This is a genomic window from Bartonella sp. M0192, assembly GCF_016102305.1.
Taxonomy (GTDB): Bacteria; Pseudomonadota; Alphaproteobacteria; order Rhizobiales; family Rhizobiaceae; genus Bartonella; species Bartonella apihabitans.
The window spans coordinates 2,363,389-2,387,873 of the sequence record NZ_JACFOU010000001.1 but is presented as its reverse complement, the minus strand read 5'-3'; the positions used below and the strand labels follow the sequence as shown (position 1 = coordinate 2,387,873).

Below are 24,485 nucleotides of genomic sequence, written 5' to 3'. Positions count from 1 at the left end.
ATTGTGGTTTTTTTAGAAAAACTGTCAGTTATTCAATGCGTTAAGCAAATATTAATTTGCAAACTATTGACGGACAAAAACAAAAAATAAACTCGTAAAAACTGTATGAAGGAATATTGATAAAAAAATTTTTTTCATATTTTGTTTTATTAGAATTAAAATCCGTTTTTGATGATGTATGGCCGGTATCCGCACTGTAAAAATATATTTTTAAGTTGCAAAAATATATAAAACAACTATAAGTAGTATTGTTTATTGTCTTTCCCGCGTTAGCTAAAAGACAATGTGTCGTTCGCAAGCACATGCTTTGGTGAATGTCTTTGGGGGAAATCGCGACTATTGGGTGCTGAGCATGTGGTGATTGAAACCACATCGATATTTCTATGAGTGACCCAGGTAGCGAGATATGACGAAGTCGGATATAATAAAACAACATCCCGTTGTTAAATTGACAGAAAAGAGTGGTGCGGTTGACAGTGGTGGCAAGCCGCTGAATTTCGTTCTTACGGCAGATAAGGAAAGCATTTCCAATTATAGCCGTGCCGGCAATGACCTGATTATCAATTTTGCGGACGGGAAAACTGTTCGCATCAAGAATTTCTTCAATGCGGGCCATCCGATCTGCAATCTCATTTTCATCGATGACGGGGCAACCTGGCTGACCGACTTCAGTCAGGCTTTAAGCGCGAATGGTGACGGCGTTGTTGATAGCAATGTGCTCTATGAAGAAATAACCGACAAGAGCGGTTATTCGAACGCTGTTCTTCTCGGGATTCTGGGGGCTGTTGGAGCGGGTAGCGGTATTGCGGCGCAGAATAGCAATGATGATAATAATCATGTTGAGGAAGGCAACAAAACAACACCGGCAGCACCGACCTATTTTGTTGTAAACAATAATGATCCGAAAAATCTTCTGGCTGTGAGGAATGGCGGATATCTGAATGATACCACGCCGCTCTTGTCGGGTAAGGGCACGCCTGGCAACACAATCAGGATTCACATTGACGGTTTTCCGGATATGACCACAAAGGTCAATTCCGATGGCACGTGGAGTTTCGAATTACCGAAGCTTGACGATGGAAAATACATCGCCAAAGTAACGCAGATCGACGCCAACGGTAACGTCAGTACAGAGGCAAATTACGAGTTCAATGTGGATACTCATGCACCCGATGCGCCGAGTGTTTCTCGTGGTATTGACGATGTCTCGCCTAATCCGGTCGGCTCCGACGGGACATTGAAGGATGGTGATTATACCAATGACAACACGCCCGCTTTGGCAGGTAAAGGGGAGCCTGGAAGCACGGTCAAAATTTATGATACCGATGACAAAGGCAACAAAACGCTTGTGGGGCAGGGCACTGTCGATAAAGATGGTAACTGGTCTGTCGAGACGAATAAAGCTTTAAGTGAAGGTCACCATAAACTTACTACGACTTTGACAGATCCGGCCGGTAATGAAAGTGCGGGAACCGATTTCAATATCAATATCGATTCAAGCAAACCGGGCCGAATAGAAGATTTCCGTGTCGAGGACAATTATCCCGAAATAACCGGTGCGCTGCCATTGATGGGCGGCACGACTGATGACGAGACGCCGGTTTTTTCTGGCAAAATCGGCAAGGATGTTACCCATATTATCATCAAATTGAACGGTCATGAATTTGTCATTGATCGCAATACGTTGAATGAAGCGGGGGTTCAGAGAGGGGCAGGCGAAAAAGTTATCCGTGATGATGGCACATTCGCGTTTCGTTTGCCTGAAGCTTATAAGCTCACCAAAGGCAATTATAATTACGAGGTTTACGCCAAGAACAAAGTTGGCAATGAAAGCGATCATATCAACGGCAATTTCGCTTTTGACCGGACACTTCCTCCTGCAATTGGCAACGAAAATCTTGATGTCATTGATAATGTCGGGTCGGTTACCGGATCTTACAAAGACTGGGCACAGCGCGACAGCGACCATAAGAAAGTGACTGACGATAACCATGCGGTTTTCAAAGGCAAGATTCCGAGTGGTTATGATGTTACAAAAGTCGATCACATCAATATTTATGACAATGGCAAGAAGATTGGCGAAGCCAAGGTCAATAGTGACGGTAGTTTCGAATATAAGCAGGAATGGTTACAGGGTGAGCATCGTTTAAGTGCTGCTATTGTCAATAAATACGGCACAGTTGGTGAACAGTCGAAGCCCGATGATTATGATTTCTGGGTTGATCTGAACCGTGCAGGGCCGCCGTCTATCCAGCAGGTACAGGATGATCAGGGGCATTATCATGAATCCGGTTATCCGACCAATTCCAACAGTTTCTTTGTGACAGGTGGCGGGCCGTCTTCAGGGAAAGTAACGCTGAGACTTTATGACAAGGATGGCAATCCAGTCAAAAATTACAAAGGCGAGCCGTTGGAATGGACGGCAGACGTTTCGAAAGACGGGTCATGGTCGGTCAATACGGGAGATCTGTCACATCTCAATCCGCCTTTGAAAGACGGAAACTATAGTTTCAAAGCAAGTGCTGTAGACAGTAAAGGTGCTTCGACCGATGCATCGGGCTCGCATTGGCTGGAACGCGATACGACAGCACCTGATGCGCCGGATGCGCCGAAGGCGATGGATAATGTTGGCGAAAAGCGGGGTGAAATCACTTCCGGCGCGACAACAGATGATGATACGCCGACTTTATCGGGCAAGGGGAAAAAGGGCGAAGTTGTCAAGATTTATGACAATGACGGGAAAACACCGATTGGCGAAACAGTTGTCGGTGAGGATGGCACGTGGAGTTTTACGCCCAATCCGCCGCTTAAAGGTGGCGACCATAGCCTCACGACAACATTGACCGATGCGGCCGGAAATGAAAGTGAAAAGAGTGGCGCAGTCAAAGTGACTGTTGACAAATCGGGTGTCGAGATTTTTGCCGATGGTGCTCATGATAATGAAGGGGCTATCCGTAAGGATGTCCATGATAATGGTGTCACAGATGATCGCACGCCGACCCTTTACGGACGTGGCACGCCCAATGGGACAGTCGTCATCACCGACGAAAACGGCAAGGAAATTGGCAAAACAAAAGTCGACGGCGCGGGAAATTGGCAGTTCGAGCTTCCAAGTCAGGCAGGCGATAATCAGGAAGTCACCCATACCTATCACGCTAAAATCACCAATGCGGCAGGCAATACCCAGACTGCCGATTTCCATTTGACGATTGATACCAAAGCACCGGACGCACCGGCCATTGATAAAGTCATCGACAATGTTGGTAATAAAGACAATGCCACCAACCATACGAATGGCGACAAGGAACTTCATAGTGGTGATACGACAGACGATACAACGCCGACATTTTCCGGCAAAGGCACTGTCGGAGACGTTATAAAATTATATGATGGCGATAAACTTGTCGGCCAAACGACAGTAAAAGACGATGGTACATGGAGTGTTTCGCCAACAAGTCCGATTAGCAACACAAAAGGAACGCATGAATTTACCACGACGGCAACCGATCCGGCGGGTAATGAAAGCAATCATTCCGGCAAGTTCCTGTTAGGTTTCGATACCGAGCCGGTTCCGACGATGGGCAACAGCAAGGATGAAGTCGATCTTATTGACGATGCGGGGTCGATTGTCGGCTCCTATCGTGATGGCGAGTGGGCGACACGGCAAGGCCAACATGGCGAAAAAGTTATTATCACCGACGATACAACGCCGACCCTTAAAGGGCGTTTGCCGACAGATTTGTTGAATTCCGGCCGGATTTCGACGGTCAACATCTATGACAATGGCAAATTATTGACCAAAATTCCGGTGAAAGGAGACGGGAGTTGGGAATATACGCCGACACTCAACGCCGGCAATAATCATAATTTCGAAGTTGCTTATGAAAACAAGGCAGGTGTCGAGGGAGCACATACATCCTTCCCGTTTGTTCTTGATATGGCAACCGTTGGCCAGACGTCGATCGATTCAGCCACAACGGGTACAAATAATGCACCCTATACATGGGATAATCCGACGAAGGAAAACGTATTCCATCTACAGGGAAGTGGCCCGGCCAATTCGATCATTACTGTTTATCTGAAAGATGGTAGCGGCAATGTCATCCATACATTTGAAACCACGACAAGCAATGGTTCCGGTAGCTGGTCGCAGACTGTGGATTTGAGCACTGTTTCAGTGGAGACACGCAAAGCCATTGCCGACGGACGCTATAGTTTTGTAGCCGATGCCAGAAATGATGCAGGAACGGTTGGTGCCAAATCCGGCGATAGCTGGGTCAATCGTGATACGACAGCACCGGCAAAGCCCGATATTGTCAAAGCGGAAGATAATTCCGGCGATCAGCATGGAAGCATTGAAGAAGGCAAGACTTATGACGAGGATATGCCACTCCTTTCCGGAAAAGGTGAAAAGAATTCCATTGTTACCATTTATGATGGCGACAAGGTTATAGGAGAGACGACCGTCCATGAGGATGGCACATGGTCATGGACGCCCACCACGCCGCTTAAAGGCGGTGCGCACAGTATAACAACCACCTTGACCGATGCTGCCGGCAATGTGAGTGATAAAAGTGACCCGTTGGGTTTCAATCTTGATTTGACACCACCGGAAGTCAAAATCGATCACGCTGTTGATGACTACCAGAAAGATGCAAAAACAATTGTCAATGGTGGAGCAACCAATGATGCAACGCCGAAGCTTGTCGGGCGTGGCACAGCCGGACAAAAGGTGACGATTCTTGATAAGACAACCGGTTCTACCTATGAAACGACGGTCAAGGAGGATGGGACATGGGAATACCAGTTGCCGGTCCAACAAAATGCCGGTGAAGACAAGACACATGAATATATTGCCTCTTTGACAAATAATGCAGGTAATAAAGTCGAACATCATTTCAACCTGCATATTGATACAAAGGCACCGGCAACCCCTCAGCTTGTCGAGGTTATCGACAATGTCGGCAACGATCCGGTAAAATATCCGAATGGCAACCGTCCATTGAACGACAATGATATTACCGATGACACCACGCCGACCTTTAATGGTAAAGGTGTCGCGGGAGATATTATCAAGCTTTATACGGTTAACGAACTTGGTGAGCGCACGCTTATCGGCCAGACAAAAGTGAATGATGATGGAACATGGTCTGTCACGCCGACGGTCGCTTTGACCGATGATCCGAAGCATAGCCCGACAAAATATACATTTATTGTGACAGAGACGGATAGTGTCGGCAATGAAAGCAACCCGACAGACGGCTATAATCTTTTCATTGACCGCGATCCACCGGTTCTTGACGACAAGACCATCAAGCTTGTTGATGACAAGGAAACGAATGTCGGTGACTTCCCGAACTGGATCGAGAAGGATGACGGTAAGGGTGGAAAGATCAAGCTTACCAATGATGATACGCCGACAATGAGCGGGCGCGCGATTTCAGGTGACACGCAATCGGTAAATATTTATGACAATGGCAAGTTGATTGGTTCTGCCGAAATTGACAAAAATGGCGACTGGAGTTTCACGCCGTCAACCGGACACGGGCTTGCCGATGGCGTGCATGAATGGATAGCCCGTCCGGTTGATAAAGCGGGTAATGAAGGTCAGCCAACACCGGCCTATAAATTCGAGGTTGATACAAAGGGGCCAACCGGAACACTTGGCAGTGACATCGGCTTGTGGGATGACGAAGGACCACAGACTGGCGAATTTGATGGCGCCAATGGCACCACGGCATGGAGCCTGAACGATGCCAATCATAAAGTAACCGACGATAAAACACCTGAGATCAAAGGCAAACTTCCAGCAGGAAGCGATGTGACAAAGGTTCACATCTATGTTGATGGTACACTTTCCGGTATTGCCGATGTTGCAGCTGATGGCACATGGTCCTATACGCCGCATTTGAGTTCGGGTACGCATACAATCGAAGCCCGTCCGGCCGATGATGCGGGTAATGAAGGGCAGGCGAAGACCTGGAATTTCGACATTGCCGGAGCAGCTCCGGGAATGCCGGCCATTACCGGCATTTACAACAATGATGCAAAAGAGATTGATGCATCCCATCCGGATGGCAAGTTCATTGATAAAAACCAGTTTACCAATGATGCCACACCGCTCATCAAAGGAACCGGTGATGCCGGTTCGTTTATCAATATCTATATTGGCGATAAACTTGTTGCCAAGGGTGTTAAGGTCGGAGGTGACGGCCATTGGTCGGTTGCAATTGATCCTTCATTGGTCGGTATTTTGCCGAATGGCGAGAGCTGGCAAATCCGTGCTTCGGCAAGTGACAGTGCCGGACAGGAATCCGACAAGACAGGGTTCTGGCCGATCAATGTCGATACGTTGAAGCCGACAACACCGGATCTGCCGAAGTTGGACGACCATGTCGGTGATAAAAAGGGAGATGTAGAACAAAACAGCACGATTGATGACAAAGCACCCACAATTCACGGAAAAGCTGGTGAGGGTAATGTTGTTGTCGATATTTATGATACTGTTGATGGCAAGACAAAACATGTTCAAACCGTTACCTCCGATAGTGAAGGAAACTGGAGCTATACGCCAACTGACCTCGGACAGGGCAAACATTCGATTACCACGACTTACACCGATAAGGCTGGCAATATCAGTGACAAGAGCCCGGCATTCGACTTTAACATTGATAGTTCGGCAATTCTCGTTTCGATCAATTATGCTGCCGATAATGAAGGCCATATTGTCAAAGATCTTGCAAATGGCGCAACAACGGATGACACGACACCGACGCTTTTCGGTACAACCACTTCCAACACAGTTGTAACCATCAAAGAAGGTGAAAAAGTTATTGGCACGGTTACCTCCGACGAGCATGGTAACTGGTCGTTTGAACTTCCCGAACAAACAAACGGGCACCATGTTTATACCGCTTCTGTGACAGCTCAAAACGGCAACAATGCCCATTCCGATTTTGCCCTTGATATTGATAATACGCCGCCTGCATCACCGGACATTACGCGTGTTCAGGATGACGTGCCGCTAAACACCGATGATCTTGTTTCGGGTGGCAAAACCAATGATACCAAGCCGACATTCTATGGCGAGGGTAATCCCGGCGATACAGTGACCATTTATGACGAGATTGATGGCAAACTGGTCAAGATCGGCACGGCCAATATTGGTAATGATCATAAATGGGTATGCACGGTTGACGAGCTTGCCCCCGGTGCCCATCATTTCAAGCTGCAGACAACCAACAAGCTTGGTGTCGATAGCGAAAAATATACCGAATATGATCTGACGGTGAAAACAGATGCGCCGACTGAGACGACAAGCCTTGTTTCGATTACGGAAGATCGGGGTTTGAGCGACAGCGATTTCAAGACCGGCGACGACAGTCTTGTTTTCAAATTCGGTGTTAATGAAAAATTGCCGGCCGGCTACAAGGTTCAGGTCAATGTTGACGGCAAATGGTATGATGCCACCTATGACGAGAACGACGGTTATTGGTATTATGACCATTCGAACATTCATCTCGCTGAAGGTGTCCACAAGGTTTATGGACGCGTTGTCGACGATGCGGGCAATGCCAAAGACGGTCCGGCGCAGGACGTCACTATCGACAAAACTGCGCCGATCGGTGGCGACTATCAGATTGTGATTGACAGCTTTACCGATGATGTCAATGAGGAAGGCGGGTCGAAGAGCCGTGGTAGCGGTGAGGCAACCAATGATAATACGCCGACTTTGAACGGTCATACATCGGGTATGAAGCCTGGCGACTATGTCACTGTGCAGGTCAAAATCGGTGACGATTGGGTAACAATCGGCACAGCAAAAGTTGACGCGTCAGGCAATTGGAAGTTTGATGTCAAAGGCATTCCCGGAGGCACCGCAACAGACCATCTTAATGACGGCTATCACGAATTCAGAGGTGTTATCACCGATGAAGCGGGAAATCTTGGTCAAGCTTCTTCCGGTTTCGGCCTGACTGTTGCAACAACACCGCCACCTTTAATCAACGAAAGCGGCCTTGATCTTTTTGACGACCAGTTGCCGAAAACCGGCACAATTTTTAAGGGTACAACCACCGATGACAGCCGCCCGACACTGAAGGGTGCTGCCCATTCGGTTGACCCGACAAAAGTTGGTTCAATCAACCTTTATGACAATGGCGAGCTTGTCGGAACGGGTAAAGTCAATAGTGACGGGTCATGGAGTGTCGAGCCGACAGTACCACTGCGTCAGGGTAATCACAGCTTTGTTGCAAAACCGGTCGATTACGCCGGAAACGAGCAACCGCAGGGAACAACGGCATGGGATTTCAACTTTGTCGGCCATGCACCGGCAACACCCTCCATCATCAATGTTCTTGATGACAATGGTGATACAATCCAGAAAGATGCGGTTACAAGAGATTCCACACCGCTTATCAAGGGCACAGGCACTACCGGTTCGACTGTTTATATTTATGTTGACGGGAAGCAAGTTGCGACAGCCAAAGTGAAGGACGATGGAACCTGGGAAACCACGCTTCCGACGCTTGCCAATCCGGCAACAGACCGGAATGGTACCCGCCATGTCATTAAAGCCATAGCGCTTGATAAGGAAGGCACGACATGGAGCCATGAAACAGGCGGCTATCCGGTTATTGTTGACAGACAAGCGCCGGATGCACCCGATGCACCGACGGCCAAAGATGATCAGGGCAATACAATTACCGGAACAACAGCCGATTCAACACCGACTTTGAGCGGCAAGGTCAACGGGAATCAACCCGGTGACAAGGTCAACATCTATCAGGATGGTGTGAAAGTCGGGGAGGCAAAGGTTAGCGACCAAGGGGATTGGTCATGGACACCGAAGGATCCGTTAGGGAAAGGGGGTCACCAGTACCAGACATCTGTCAGTGATGCGGCCGGTAATGAAAGCGCCAAGGGGACGGCGACCAATATCACGGTTGACACAAGCACGGTCAAGGTGAGCATTGATTATCTTGTTGATGATCAGGCACCGCTTGAATCACACATTACAAACAATAGTAAGACCGATGACAGAACGCCGCTTATTGTCGGTAAAGCAACACCGAACTCTGATGTTGTTCTGACATATACCGATGCCAATAATCAGGTTCATCAGCTTGCAAAGGTTAGAACCGATGGTGAAGGCAATTGGTCCTATCAGGTCAAGGATAGTGAAAAATTCGGCGAAGGACATTACGTCATTCATGCTGAAACCACGGATGCCTCAGGGGGCAAATCGACTGCCGATTTCAATTTTGACGTTGATATAACGAACAATCAACAGCCGTCGATTGATAGAGTAACCGATGACGTCGGCGCTATTCAGAATGATGTTGTAAATGGCGGCAGCACGGATGATACAACCCCGACAATTATCGGAAGTGGTGCAAAGCCATATCAGAAAGTCAATATCTATGATCAGGAAGAAAATAGTAATGGCGAAAAAGGCGAAAGCAAGCTTATCGGTTCTGTCATAGCCGATGGCCAAGGAAAATGGAGTTTCACACCACCTTCTCCGCTTGGAGGAGACACAACACACCATTTAAGCGCAACCACTGTCGACGAGGTTGGCAACGAGAGTGGGCACTCTCCCGATTATAACGTGATTGTCGATGTTGCAGCGCCTGAACCGATCAAAAATGATACAGTTTCAGTGACCGACGATGTCCAAAATGATAAAAATGATTTTGTCGGTAAACTTGCAAAAGACCAGTATACCAATGACAATCGGCCCGAATATTCCGGAAAAGCACCTTCGGACGCAAAAACTGTCAATATTTATGATAATGGCAAGCTGATCGGTTCAACAAAAGTCAAGGAAGACGGGACATGGTCGTTTACACCTGACGAAACCCACAAGCTTTCTGAAGGTCAACATACATTGACTGCCCGTCCGGTGGATAGTGCCGGCAATGAAGGCACAGATTGCCAGGGTTCGAAATTTATTGTCGATACAATTGCACCAAGCGCAATACCGACAATCGACAGCGTGTCGAACGATACCGGTCCAAAAGACGACGACCTTATAACGCAGGACAGAAATCCGACGATTTTTGTGCGTGTCAATCAGCCACTTGCCGATAACGAACATGTCGAAATTTCGCTTGATGACGGGCTGACATGGTTTACAGCAAGCTATAATGAGAGAACCGGAAAATATTATTATGCGGTTGGGCATGAACTGACCGATCAGGTCTATCACGTCAGGGCACGTGTGGTCGATGCGGCAGGCAATGTCGGCCAGAACACAACGCGGGATTTGACAATTGACAATACTCCGCCGTTAGACGGTTATACGGTCACGATCGACACATTCCATGACGATGTCGAAAACAATGTTGGCGATTATCCGTCAGGAACGGCAACCAATGACAAGACGCCACTTCTTAAAGGCACGGTGAGAGGTGCACATGAGGGCGATGTTGTTCATCTCTATTATCGTGATTCCCAAGGCAATCTCCATAGTGTTGCCGACAATATTCACCTCACATCAAACGGCAATGGCACTTATAGCTGGCAGTACCAGCTTCCCGAACTTGCCGATGGCAATTACCAATATGTTGCAATTGTCAAGGATGCTGCCGGAAATGAAGGCGCTTCAAGCAACGACTTCTTTTTGACTGTCGATGTGACAGGCCCTCAATGGGGCGATACCAATTCTATAAAATTGATAGACGACCAGCAACCCGATACGGGCGTGATACCGCATTCGGGTGGCGTCACCGATGACAATTATCCGGAACTTCAGGCGGGAGCGGGAACTGTTACGGGAGCTGCCGGTGGAATCGTAGAACTCTATGACGGAAACACTAAAATCGGCGAGGGACTTATCGAGGCGGATGGATCATTCAAAATCATTCCGAATAAAGCCATTACCCCCGGCCAACACCGTTTCCATCTGGTTGCTGTAGATCAGGCAGGAAACCGCACGCCGCTTGATAATGTCGAATGGAACTTCAATTTTGCCGGACATGCTCCGGGGACACCATCCATCACCAATATTATTGATGATTATAACAATCCGGAAGGCAAATCCGTTTACCTGCAAAAAGGCCAGTCGACAGATGATGCGACGCCGACCCTTCATGGTATGGGAACCAAAGGCACACGCATTCACATTTATAAAAACGACCAGGAAATCAATACCGATGATAATCCGGTTATTGTCGGCGAGGATGGAACATGGACTTTCAAGCTTCCGGCCGCTTATGCCTTGAAAGATACCTCGACCAATGGTCTTGGAACGCACTATAACTTTGCCGTTCAAGCAGTTGACCAGACGGGTGCGCCGAGTTCAAAAACCGGTAATTATCCGATTGTTTATGATAATCATGCGCCAAACCAGCCGGATATTCCTTCTCTTCAATCCGATCAGGAACCCGGTATTGGTACGATTGAAAATAATGGCACGACACCCGACCAGACCCCGACATTCAGTGGTACTGTTCAAAACCCGCAAGTGGGAGACAAGGTTACCATTTTCAAAAAAGTCGACGGTTCCTATGTCAAGCTTGGCGAGACAACGGTCGACCCGTCCTCGGGCAAATGGTCATGGACACCGGAAAATCCGCTTGATAAAGGTGATTACGAATTTGCAATATCGGTCACCGATGCGGCAGGAAATGAAAGTGCAAAAAGCCAATCAACATCGGTGACAATCGATCCGACAAGTGTCGATGTCAGCATCCTTTACGCTGTTGATGACGAAAAGGATTCCACCGGAGATTACACCGGAAAGATTTCCGACGGAGGGCTCACCAATGACGCAACGCCGGAATTGCATGGACGTGCAACAGCCAATTCGACTGTCACTATCTATACTGATGTTGGTGGAGTGAGAACAGAAATCGGCACAGTCTATGCCGATGGCAATGGCGACTGGACATTTGTGTGGCCGAAAGAGAAGCTACTTCCCGATGGTAGTCATACGATTGTTGCGGAGGCAACGCTTCCGAATAATTCGACGAAGTCTGACAGCTTCACGCTTGTTGTCGACACGCAAAATAACCATGTTCCGGAGATTGTCAGTGTCAGCGATGATGTCGGTGCAAACCAGTCGGATAATCTTGCCTCCGGTGCGGCAAGTGACGACACCACGCCGACTTTGAAAGGCCATGGCGCAGAACCCAATGGCATGGTCAATATTTATGATACGGTGAATGGCGAGACGCATCTTGTTGATAGCGTGAAAGCCGATTCCAACGGTAATTGGGAATATTCTGTTCAAAGCCCGTTACCGGAAGGAGAACATCACTTTCAGGCAACATCTGTTGATGCAGCCGGCAATGAAAGTGATAAATCATCCGAGTTCAAATATACGATCGATTTGACTGCGCCGGATGCTTTGCAGTCTGTCAACTTGACTGACGACGTACCGGAAACTACCGGTACGATCAGCAATAATGGCATGACGAATGACGACAGGCCGACCTATAGCGGTTCGGCCACAGCGGACATCGACAAGGTCTTTATTTATGACCATGGCGTCAAAATCGGCGAAGCCAAGGTTGTTGAAAATAACGGGCAATATACATGGAGCTATACACCCGATACTGCCTTGGCAAATGGCGACCATTCGTTTCAGGCCAAGCCCGTTGATGCTGTTGGCAATATCGGTATTCCAACCGGTGCATGGAATTTTAAGGTTCTTACCGGAACGATTGCCACCAAACCGAAAATTGTCGGTATTTCACAGGATACCGGTTTTGATACGAACGACTATGTTACCAGCGATACACAGCCGACAATCTACATTAAGACCAACTATCCGCTCAATGCCGCAAATGGTGAAAAAGTCCAGATCAATATTGGCGGGCAGTGGTACGACACAGAATATGACGCAGCAAACGACCGGTATTTCTTCCGTCCGGTAACAGCTTTGCCGGCGAGTGCCGATGGCACAAATTATAGCATCAAAACCCGCATTATCGACAATGCCGGCCGGACATCGGATATCGACGAAAAAACAATGACGCTCGATAATCAAGGTCCGGATGGCACAATAACGCTTGATAAATTCGTTGATAATGTCGGGGTTGAAGCCGAATTAAGCAGTCATACCAAGAAAAATTATACCGATGATCGCACACCCGAATTGCACGGAACAGTTTCGGGTGCCAAGTCCGGTGACTATGTTGTCATTTATCTCGCCGATAAAGACGGCAATATTCTAAAAGACGAAAATGGCAAGCCGATCAAGCTTGGTTCTGTCCATCCCAATGGCACCAATTGGACATTCACCGCCAATCTTGATGCAGCCCATTATCCGGATAATGATTATTATTTTGTTGCTGTGCTTGAGGATAAGGCCGGTAATCAGGGACCGAAATCATCACCTTTGGGCTTGTCTCTGACAACTGAAGGACCTGATTGGTCCGGCTCGAAGGATTTTGACGTCTATGACGATCAGGGTCTTGAAACAGGAAATATCGCGAATAACGGCGTCACCGATGATAACAGGCCGACAGTCAAAGGCAAAGCGGGTTCGCTTGACCCTGCCAAGGTTGCTTCTGTGCTTCTTTATGATTGCGACCCGTCAGACCCGAATGCCAAGCCGATCGGCAGGGCAGATATCAAGTCTGACGGTTCGTGGGAGGTTGAACCGGATAGTCCGTTGATGCCGGGACATCACCGTTTCTGGGTGGTTCCGGTCAACCATGCCGGCGTGGTGGGCAATATAAAATCCGATGTTGTCGAGTTCGATCTTATCGGGCATGCGCCCGGTACCCCGTCAATTACCCAGATTGGACATGATGATGATCCGAATGTTTTGTTTCCGGATAACCAGATCCAGCAAAACGGGATCACACGCGATGATACGCCGTTTATCAAAGGAACCGGTACAAAAGGCTCTTATGTTAAAATTTACGACCGCGTAAATGGTGAGGACAGGTTGCTCGACACCGTAAAAGTCGATAATGACGGCCATTGGGAAACGAGTTTGCGGGAACTTGACGACGGGACCCATAATATCTGGGTTCAGGCAACAGATGCCGGTGGCAACACGAGTGCGGCAACCGCACCTTATCCGTTCGTAGTGGATACAACTGCACCGGATAAACCCGGACGTCCGACAATTACAAGCGACGTTGCTCCTGATAAGGGCGAGATCTCCAATGCCAACATCGATCACGGAACAACAAACGACACAACGCCCACCTTCTCGGGCAAGTTAGATAAACCGCAACCGGGTGATGTTGTGACCATTTATGATGGCGACAAAGCAATCGGCGAGGCGAAAGTTGATCCGGATAGTGGTTCGTGGTCGTTCACTCCGACAACACCGCTTGATAAAGGCAAACATCATTTTACCACCACGGTAAAAGATGCGGCCGGTAATGAAAGCGATCGCGGTTTTGGAACCGATATTACAATAGCCGATAATGGAAATACCGTAACGGTTGATTATGCTTTTGACAATGAGGATCCGATTAAAGGCCCGATTGCCAATGGCGGTCATACCGATGATACAACGCCCGAACTTTACGGCACGGCACCGGCAGGCTCGACTGTCAACGTTTATACCGATTCTTCAAAACAAACGAAAGTTGGCGGCCCGTTCAATGTCGGTTCGGATGGCACATGGTCTATCGGTTTGACGGAACAGACCGCCGGTGAACATAATTATTATGTCGAGGCAACAGGTGCCGATGGCACTGTTCTTGGCGGACAAGATTTCAAGCTGAATATTGATAATGGTGAACCTGATCGGCCGACCATTACCGGGGTTACTGATGATGTCGGCCTTATTCAGGGTACAGTCGCAAATGGTGGTTCCCGTGTCGACAATGGCACTACCGACGATACCAACCCGACGATTAAAGGCACGGCACCGAAGAACAGCCTTGTGATCATCTATGATGATGGCAAGGAACTTGGCCGCGTTTATGCCGATGGCAATGGCAACTGGTCTTATACAACCGGAGCAATGCTCACCGAAAATGACCACAAGTTTACGGCCGTTTCGCAAAATGCCGAGGGAAAGACCAGCGGCGTTTCAAACGAATATGTTGTTACGGTCGACATTACCGCGCCAAAGCAGATAACCGGCGAGACTGTTCAGGATAATGTTTTGCCGAATAGTGCCAATGGTGAAGAAGGCCCGGCCATCATTACTGTCAATCAAAATGATCACACCAATGATGATAGCCCGATCTTCAGCGGAACGGCACCAAGTGACGCGAAGAAAGTGCGCATTTATGACAATAACAAATTAATTGCCGAAGTGGATGTGGATAGCGATCATACATGGTTCTGGGAAGCGGGTAACAGAAACTCCGACGCCAAGCTTGCCAATGGTTCACACTCGCTGACAGCCCGTCCGGTGGACGCTGCCGGCAATGAAGGACCGGCATCAGAAGCGCATTCATTTATTGTCGATAAAACGGTTCCCGGCGCCAAGGCCACACTCGACAGTATTACCGACGATACGGGGTTCGAGAGCAGCGACTTCACGACACAGGATAATACACTCCTCTTCAGCTTCAAAGTGGATGGAACGCTAAAGGATACCGACAAGGTTCAAGCCCTCATCAATAATCAATGGTACGACCTTACCTATAATTCGGCCAATGGAAAGTGGGAACTTGATTGGCGAAACAAGCCTGCTCTTGCTGACGGAAGTTATGTCATCAAGACGCGCGTTATTTCGAGTACCGGAATTTATGATGATGATGCAACCGACAAGTCGGCAAAAACTGTTGTTATTGATACTGACGGCTCAACTCAACATTCCGAATTTACGGGCTTTACCGGTAAAGGCGGCAAAGTCTTCCAGAATGGTGAATATGTCGATGTTACAAATCCCGTTCTGAAGGGTAAAATCAGCGGCAATCTTGCCGACCTTGAAGATGGCGCGAAAATCGGCATTTATCGCGATCACGTGCTGTTGGGCTATGTCGACAAAAGCCAGATCAAACCGGATGGTACATTCAGTTTCAAACTGCCTGATGGCAGCTTGACCGACCGCCACAGCTATATCTTCACAACGGCGATTGTTTCGAAATCCGGTTATGTCGGCGAAGCGCATGATGTCGAAGTGCGCGTTGACACAACCGGCGCTGCAAATGTTCCTGATTATGGAATTTCAAACAACAATACTCTAAGAGGTAGTGGAGATTTAAGTTATACGCAGGCTGTCGCTCTCAACAATAATGGCGAGTGGCAGGTTATTTCCAATTCGAATGTCTGGGTTTTCAACAGTAACGGCAAGGCCGAAGCCCACTATTTGAATTATCAGACAGGAATTAATAACGGGACGGTTGATGTTTGGGGATGGGGGCCGGAAAATGTTTTGTTCGGTTCCTATACTATGGCCGATTACAACCATGATGGTTACATTGATGTATGGTCAACAAAAACCTCCTATTCCTGGTTTACAACCGCTGCCTATGTCGGGACGGGTGATAATCAATGGAATTATGTCGATGTGAAATATGGCGACATGTTCAATGGGGCTTCTATTGAAAACCACCTCGGCGGCATTGCTACTTTCGATATGAATGGTGACGGGTATCTCGATGTCATTCAGGGCGATTCCGGCGCGGATTCCGGCTCTATCTTCTTGAACAAGGGAGCGACTTCGTCAAGCCTGAACGGTAACCAGTTTATCGGTATGGGGCGGCAATTCGGCGGTAACCAGTCCGCACTCACGAGCAATTTTATGACCGATCACCATGTGTCGGCAATCGACCTTGATAATAACGGGACGATCGATTTTGCCGGTAACGGGAGGATTAATGATACGACAGGCGTTTCCGGCTATGCAAACAACTGGTATCAATTGATGACACTCTTGAACAGCGGCAAATCTGCCCCTGTTAACGGTGTTTATGGCACCAACTGGTCAGTCAACCAGCATTTTGACGATTCGTTGCCGAGTTTCGGTAATGGCACTGATGAGGGAATTGGTCCTGACAACTATAAAAATACCATTTCCATGACCTGGGCCGACTATAATGGTGATGGTTATATGGATCTGTTCCTTGCCAAAAATCATCACAATTGGCATGGCAACAAGGAAAGTCAGATCTTTTATAATAAAGCTGACGGAACCGGGCAATTGCGTAATGCTGTTGGCTTGGGCGACAACCTTGACGGTCGCTGGTCGGTTGCTATCGACTGGGATCACGATGGCAAAATGGATATTCTGGAGGTTCCAGGCTTCGGCGGGAGTGCTGCTAACACGAAGCTCTGGCATAATGGCGGCGTTGGTCTTGATGGTTCTGTCAAATGGGATAATTGGGATATCTTCGGTTCGCAGGGTGGCCGTCTTTCCAGTGCCAACGGCGATGTCGACCCGAGGACAATTGATGGCAGTGGCATTAACTTCATTTATGGTATCGGGCTTGTAGACTATGACTGGGATGGCGCGCTTGATGTCACCATGCAGCGTGACAACGCCCATTCATCGCTCATTTTGTCGAACAAAAACAAGGTCGGTTATGGAACGTCGTTACATCTTCGCATCACCGACAAGGATGGTGCCAATGTGTTCTATAACAATACCGTCCAGCTTTTTGACTCTGCCGGTAATCTGGTTGCCGTGCAGGTTATCAATGCGCAAGGAGGCATTGGTGCGTCCGATAATACCGGCCTTGTCCATTTCTATGGCTTGAAAGAAGATGAAACCTATTCGGTTGTCGTCTTGCGCAATACCGAAGGGCAATCGAACGATATTGGCGGTATTGCCCACACTCATACGAAAGATGCAAACGGTTACGGCAAAGACAATACGATAGAAAATGTCAACACCTCGTGGACAGGTCTTAAAGCTGTTGAAGCCGACCATGCCTATATTCTGAACGCCAATAAGGATGGCGACACGGTGACAACCGGTGCAGGAAACAATGATCCGGCAACCCAAGGCTATCGTCCGGGACTTGTCGGCACCGGTTATAATGATGTCTTCACCGCCGAAGCCGGTAGCCAGAGTTATTCCGGTGGTGGTGGCTGGCGGAATGATGCCGGTGAAAAATATTGGCAGGCGAGCGGTGGTGAAGACATTGTCGACTTTGGCAAATCGACTGTCGGTGTCACTGTTGATTTGAGTAATAGCGGCTATCAGTCGACGGGCTTCAACAACGCCAAGTTCAATGACATTGAAGGTATTTACGGCAGTAAATTCAACGATACCTTCACCGGTAGTAAAGGCGACAATTTCTTTGATGGTCGTGGTGGTGACGACACCTATCACCTTGAATCCGGTGGTCATGATCTTCTGCTTTATCGCCTCCTCCAGCAGGATGATGCAACCGGTGGCAACGGCCATGACACAGTCTATGGCTTCAAGGTTGGTACCTATATTGATGCCGACAAAACCAAGATTGATGCCAATGCCGACCGCATTGATGTCGCCGACCTGTTGCAAGGCTACCGTGCCGATGCCGATGGCGCTGCCCATTTTGACAACAATGGCAAAGCCCAGATCGACTGGGGTGATAATATCAAGGACTTCCTTTCAACCCGTGTCGAAAACGGCAATACGATTTTGAGTATTGACCGTGATGGCAAGGGGAACGCCTTCCAGTCGGCGGATATTCTCACCCTGAATGGCGTCAATACCGATCTCGAAACATTGTTGGCCAACCATCAGATCATCATCGGATGATCCCCATTGATGGCGGATCAACTCCGCCATCTTTTCCGAAACCAAGCTCGGGTCTTCAAAAATCGCTCTATAGCGTGGAGAGAAAAAGTGCTGGATGTGAGACGCGTGAAAAAAATTGCAATAATCGGTGGGGGGCTATCCGGCTGGCTCTCCGCTCTGATGTTGCGGCGCGTATTCAGTGCCAATGTTGATATTGCCGTTTTTGAGGACCCGAATTTACCCTGTTTCAAAGGCGGCGAAGGCGGGCTTCACCATTTTATCGCAATGGTTCGTCGCTTGAATATTGATCTTCAGCATTTTGTCCAAACGACAAAGCCGACATTCAAGATGGGCAATGCCTTTCGCGGTTTCCGCAATGGCAGTGCGAGCGACATTTTCTACAATCTTCATCCGGGCATGAACGATCATCTTGAAGAACTTGATTTTTCCCTCTACGGTTTTTGGCCTTATCTTGCCACTGCCATTGCTTTGGGCGTTCCGCTCGAAACAATTTTTCCGGCTTTCGCATTGATTGAACAGAAGGCTAACCGGCTTGAAGCCAATGCGGTTTTCAATACACATAGAAGCGGTGTGGAACCTACCTTGCATTTTGATTGTCGTCTGGTTGTCGACTATCTCAAAAAAATCGGCATGGAACGGAAGATCCGCACATTCGCCAGAAAAGTCATCGACTTCGAGATTTCTCCGGATGGTCATGTAGATGCCCTCAAACTTTCTGGCGGAGATATTTTCAATGTCGATTTCGTTATCGACGCTTCAGGTCTCAGACATTTGCTCGTCGGGCAAAAACTGAATGGAAAATGGCATTCTTTTTCCGATAGTCTGCTCACCAATAGCGCAATTGATTTCAGGCTTGCAAATAACGGGGCTAGAGTTGACCTTGTTAGCGAATATTTTGCAACTCCGGCCGGATATATCTGCCAGATACCGTTAAGCGACCATTATAGCGGAATTCATGTTTTTTCAAATAATCATACCGACTGGTTACGCGCGAAAAGAGAGGTGGAATTGCTTTTCGGATCACCTGTCGCAGCGCGGCCGGTCATTACATTCGATCCGGGAAATTTTGAAAAAGCATGGATGGGAAATACTATCGCCATCGGTGTTTCTTCGGGTTATCTCGGACCTTTGCAAGCAAGTGCAACAGAAACCACAATTCACCAAATTGCCCGACTGGAACGCATATTATTGGAATGTAACGGCGTTATTGGCGAGCATATTATTGAAGATTACAACAAATCCAATGACGGGGCTTTCAAAGCCAATGCCGATTTTTTAAGGATGCATTTCGATGGCGGGCGACGCGACACAGAGTTCTGGCGCGATGCTGCATCGGCACGGCGTTCTTCACACTATCAGGAAATGCTTGCCTGTTTTGCCGAACGCTTGCCGCGTGTCATTGATTTTGAAAATTATGGCGCCGGTTTTCCTCCTTTATATCATGTGCTTGATTGGCTTTTTATTGCGTCTTCACTTGGAATTGTGAGTAAAGCCGCTGCTTTGAACGAGCTCGAGGGACTTCCTCCCAATATCCGCGACAAAATGGAACATTATGGACGGGGCGTTTTAGCACGCGGCAATGTACAAAATGAATTGGGGGCACAAAGTGAATTGGGGGCAGAAAGTGAATTAAGCCCGCAAAACGGGTCAAGTGCACAAAGTAAATTAAACGCACAGAAAAACTTGCCGCCTGTTTCCGGACACTCTTTCGGGCAGGAGCCGCTTCATGAGGGTGAGGGAAATGAAGCGGGCGGACAAAATCGGCAAACGGTCGGTTACCAGTTCCAATTTGCCTATCATGCGCGGTTTTCCCAAGCGCAAACGGAACAGGAAAAGGGGGGTGTTCATGCCGGTTAGCCTCTATCACGATCATCATTCCGATGTGCAGCGGAAAATGGCTTTGGCAAGCGGTGCGCTTTTATGTTTTGTGTTGATTGCTGTTGCCGGTTGCACGACACCACGTTCTCACCAATCCCGTATTGTGCGTCATCAGGGAGCAGGAACAGCACCTCTCACCGATTATCAAAAGGCGCAAAAAACAGGTTATAAGGAATCGGGTTCCGACAATCGGAACTTGCCACATGTGCCATCATCGACAAAGGCCGATGATGCTGTGACAACAATTTCGACTGACCGGATAGGCATGAAAGATGCTGTCGGTATTGCTTTGGCCCGTCATCCGGATATCGGAAGGGCAAATGCAATTGTTGCGCAAAGCAAAGCGCAAATTGCCATTGAAAAGGCGGCCTGGTATCCGACCTTCCAATATAGCCTCAATCCCGGTTATAACCGTTATTATAATTCCGGTAACAATAATAATGATGCCGGCAATGTGCGCGGCACTGTTGGCGCTTCGCAACTCATCTATGATTTTGGCAGAACGTCAAGTCGCATAGGTGCAGCCCAGGCCACAAACGAAAAACAGACCCATCAATTGAATAGTACAATGGAAGATGTGGCTCAGAATATTGCCAATATTTTCGTTGAACTTTCTGCCGCACAGGAATTGATCGCAGCAGCAGAACGTGAAACCCGCCTTTTGAGTGATACCCATAACAAGATTAGCCAACGCGTGCGTGCAGGCCTGTCGGATGCCTCCGATCTCAATCAGGCGGAGGTCGGGATGCAACGGGCAAAGTCCGATCTTTTACAGGCAACAACGCGCTTTGATGTGGCAGCCGGAAAATTTTCGCAAATTACCGGTTTCCGTCCGCAAAAAGTGAAAACTCTCGCAGAAACAACGCGCTTTATGGACAGTCTGAGCAATGGCGAAAACGACATTGACCATACGCCGGCAGTGCTTGCCGCAGAGGCGGAAGTCAAAGCATCCCAACAGCGGCTACGTTTGGCCAAGGCCGAACGGTTTCCCGCAGTCAGTCTCGGCGTGAGCCAGTCCGGCGCTACCGGACAGCGTAATGCGACGAATGATAGCACTTTTGTCGGCCTGCAATTGAGTGGGCAATTTTCTTCCGGAAAGCGCGAAAAATACCAGATAGAAGCGGCCGAAGCAGAATTGCGGGCTGCCCGTCAGGCAGCCGAAAACGAAAAGCTTGTATCGCGCACAACCAGAGGTGCGGCTGAAACGGAAGAAAGGGGAGCCACCGAGCGTATGGATAATGCCCGCCAGATGATGAATTTATCGCTTTCTTCGCGCGATCTCTATTGGCAGCAATATACGTTGAACAAGCGTCCATTAACCGATGTCATCAATGCCGAACGTGATGCGTTCGTTGCTGAAAGTGACCAGATTACAGCTTTATCCGATCGCCTCTATGCAAAAATCAAAGCCTATTATGCGGTGGGGCAATTGGTCAGTCGTTTGCGTGAGCATAGTTGAGAGTTTTGCCATGACAAGTTTCGATCATTTCACCGGTAAATTTGCTTTTACTCCTCGTGGAACAAATGCGTTTTCGTCCGCCGACGAAGAAAATGACGAAGAGAAAAACACAATTGCAAACGGAAGGTCGGCGCAAGCTGCAATCAATGACAAACTCGAAAACGGACGCCGCGAACTATATGGGACACCGCTCGAAAATAGCGGAAAAATATCGGCTGAAAATGCCGGAAAACAGCAGAAATTGAATGGTGCTGGCGAAGCTCTCAAAGCCAAAGATGAAGGCAGGAATAAAGGCCCGAAGCCATCCCATGCGGAACGCGATACATCGCAAAAACAAAGAAAGGCCGCAAATTCTGCCCGCAAAAATAATGAAAACAGAAACAGTGTCTTGTTCATGGGGAAATGGGTCGATGTGCTGCTGCTTGCTGCCCGCCAACTCAATATACCGGTTTCGAACGAACTTGTACGGAATGCTGCAAAATGGAGTGGTGGTGCACAAAAAGACGAAACAATTATCGATATTGCCCTTAGCTGTGGTTTGGCTGCAACATTTGTCGAAGTCGAGCCAACAGCAATTTCTTCGGTTATGATGCCCGCTATTCTTCAAATTGATGGCGAGCTCGGTTTGCTCACGGCCAAAGAGGGGGCATCCGGCATTGTCGATTTTGTTATCGACAACAATGTTTTCAGAAAACGCATTGCTTTTGATACGCTCACACATGGCAAACAAAAGATAAAGCTTCTCGTTCTCGAACGCCATTTGAGTGCCCATGACGACCGGCTTGACGAATATCTGCAAAAAAAACCAAAATCATGGTTCAAAGGGTTATTTGTGGCCAATTGGCCGATATTTCTGCAATTGGGTCTCGGTTCGCTCGTCGGTAATTTGCTTGCAATCGGAACATCCTTGTTTGCTATGCAGGTTTGGGACCGCGTTGTGCCGGGAAGGTCGACCAATACATTGTGGGTTCTGGCTTCCGGTGTGGCCTTGGCCTTGCTTCTCGAATTCATTTTGAAGACAACACGTGTAGCCGTGACCGACCATTTCGGCAAACAGGCCGATCTCAAATTGTCGGCTATGTTTTACGCGCGTGTTTTGAATATTCGCAATGATGCAAGACCGCGGTCTCCGGGAACCTTGATTTCGCAATTGCGCGATCTTGACCAGATGCGGGAACTTTTAACTTCGACAACGCTGGGTGTGCTCATCGACCTTCCTTTTGTTGTATCATTTCTCTTCATTATCTGGCTCATCGGCAGCTATGTCGTGTTTGTTCCCATTGCGGCTATTCCTTTCATTGTACTGCCTGGAATTTTTGCCCAGATCCCGCTTGCGAAACTTTCCAATCAAGGGTTGGAAGAATCCGCCATGCGCAACGCTATTTTGATGGAGTCGATTTATCGTGCCGAAGATATCAAATTGCTTCAGGCAGAACCGCGTTTTCGTCGTTTATGGGGCGAGGTCAATAAAGTAAGCGGCAATATCAGCCTGAAACAACGTGAAATTGCTTCCATGCTGATGAATTTTTCACAAACGATGCAGCAAATTGCCTATGTCGGTGTGGTTATTGCCGGCGTTTACGGCATACTCGACGCCAAATTGTCTTTCGGTGCGGTTCTTGCCTGTTCCATTCTCACAAGCCGGACAATTGCACCTCTTTCACAGATACCGGCAATTTTGAGCAAATTACAAAATGCCCGTGTGGGGAAAAAAGGGCTTGATGGTTTACTCACTTTGCCGGTCGACCACGACAGCGACAAAGACTATTATCATAAACCTGTCTTGCGGGGAAAATACGACTTGCAGGATTTGGTCTATCTTTACGGGCCGCAAGAAAAACCGGCTCTGATCATACCGCGTCTTCATATAAAACCGGGAGAAAAAATAGCGATCCTCGGGCGTGTGGGGGCTGGAAAATCAACGCTTCTTCGCCTCTTTGCCGGCCTTTCGGCACCTGTTCAGGGGCGTGTTCTCCTTGATGATACCCCGGTCGGGATGATCGACATTGCCGATATAAGACGGGATGTCGGGGCAATGTTTCAGGAGTCCAGTCTGTTTTACGGCACATTGCGGGATAATCTTCTGGCGGCCAATCCTTTGGCAACAGACGAAGATATTTTGAAAGCCATGCATCTTTCCTGTGCCGACCAGTTGTTGCTCAACCAGCCGCACGGGCTTGATCTCAAATTACGCGAAAGCGGGGTGGGCCTCTCTGGCGGGCAAAAACAGACATTGATGCTTGCCCGTTTATTTCTACGCTCGCCACATATTATGTTGCTTGACGAACCGACTGCTTCGCTTGATGAAGCAACAGAGGTTGCAGTTCTTGAACGCATGAAATCCTGGATTGGCAATAAGACATTCATTGTGGCAACCCACCGCTATCCGGTTTTGAAGCTCGTTGACCGCATCATCGTTGTCGACAATGGCCGCATTGTCAGAGACGGCTCGAAGGACGAGATGCTCGGTCTCGACCGAACCGCTTTTGCGACCGCAAGTGCTCCCAATGATAATCAGGCGAGGGGCTGACG

4 protein-coding genes are annotated in these 24,485 nt (G+C 48.4%); all 4 read left to right on the top strand.

Features of this window, described 5'->3' with window-relative positions:
• Window positions 1–406: 406 nt before the first annotated feature.
• Window positions 407–18,616 (top strand): Ig-like domain-containing protein, encoded by an 18,210-nt coding sequence (locus H3S82_RS10215; protein WP_198232379.1) that lies wholly within the window; start codon window positions 407–409, stop codon window positions 18,614–18,616.
• A gap of 105 nt (window positions 18,617–18,721) precedes the next feature.
• Window positions 18,722–20,473, top strand: a complete 1,752-nt coding sequence (locus H3S82_RS10210) for a tryptophan 7-halogenase (RefSeq protein WP_198232378.1) — start codon at window positions 18,722–18,724, stop codon at window positions 20,471–20,473.
• Window positions 20,463–21,953 carry a TolC family protein gene (locus H3S82_RS10205; protein WP_198232377.1) on the top strand — a complete coding sequence of 497 codons (1,491 nt, stop codon included), beginning with the start codon at window positions 20,463–20,465 and terminating at the stop codon, window positions 21,951–21,953. The genes H3S82_RS10210 and H3S82_RS10205 overlap by 11 nt, the downstream gene beginning before the upstream one ends.
• Before the next feature lie 10 nt (window positions 21,954–21,963).
• The gene (locus tag H3S82_RS10200) at window positions 21,964–24,483 is read left to right on the top strand and encodes a type I secretion system permease/ATPase (RefSeq protein WP_246785270.1); all 2,520 of its coding nucleotides are present in this window, start codon (window positions 21,964–21,966) and stop codon (window positions 24,481–24,483) included.
• The last annotated feature ends 2 nt before the right edge of the window (window positions 24,484–24,485 follow it).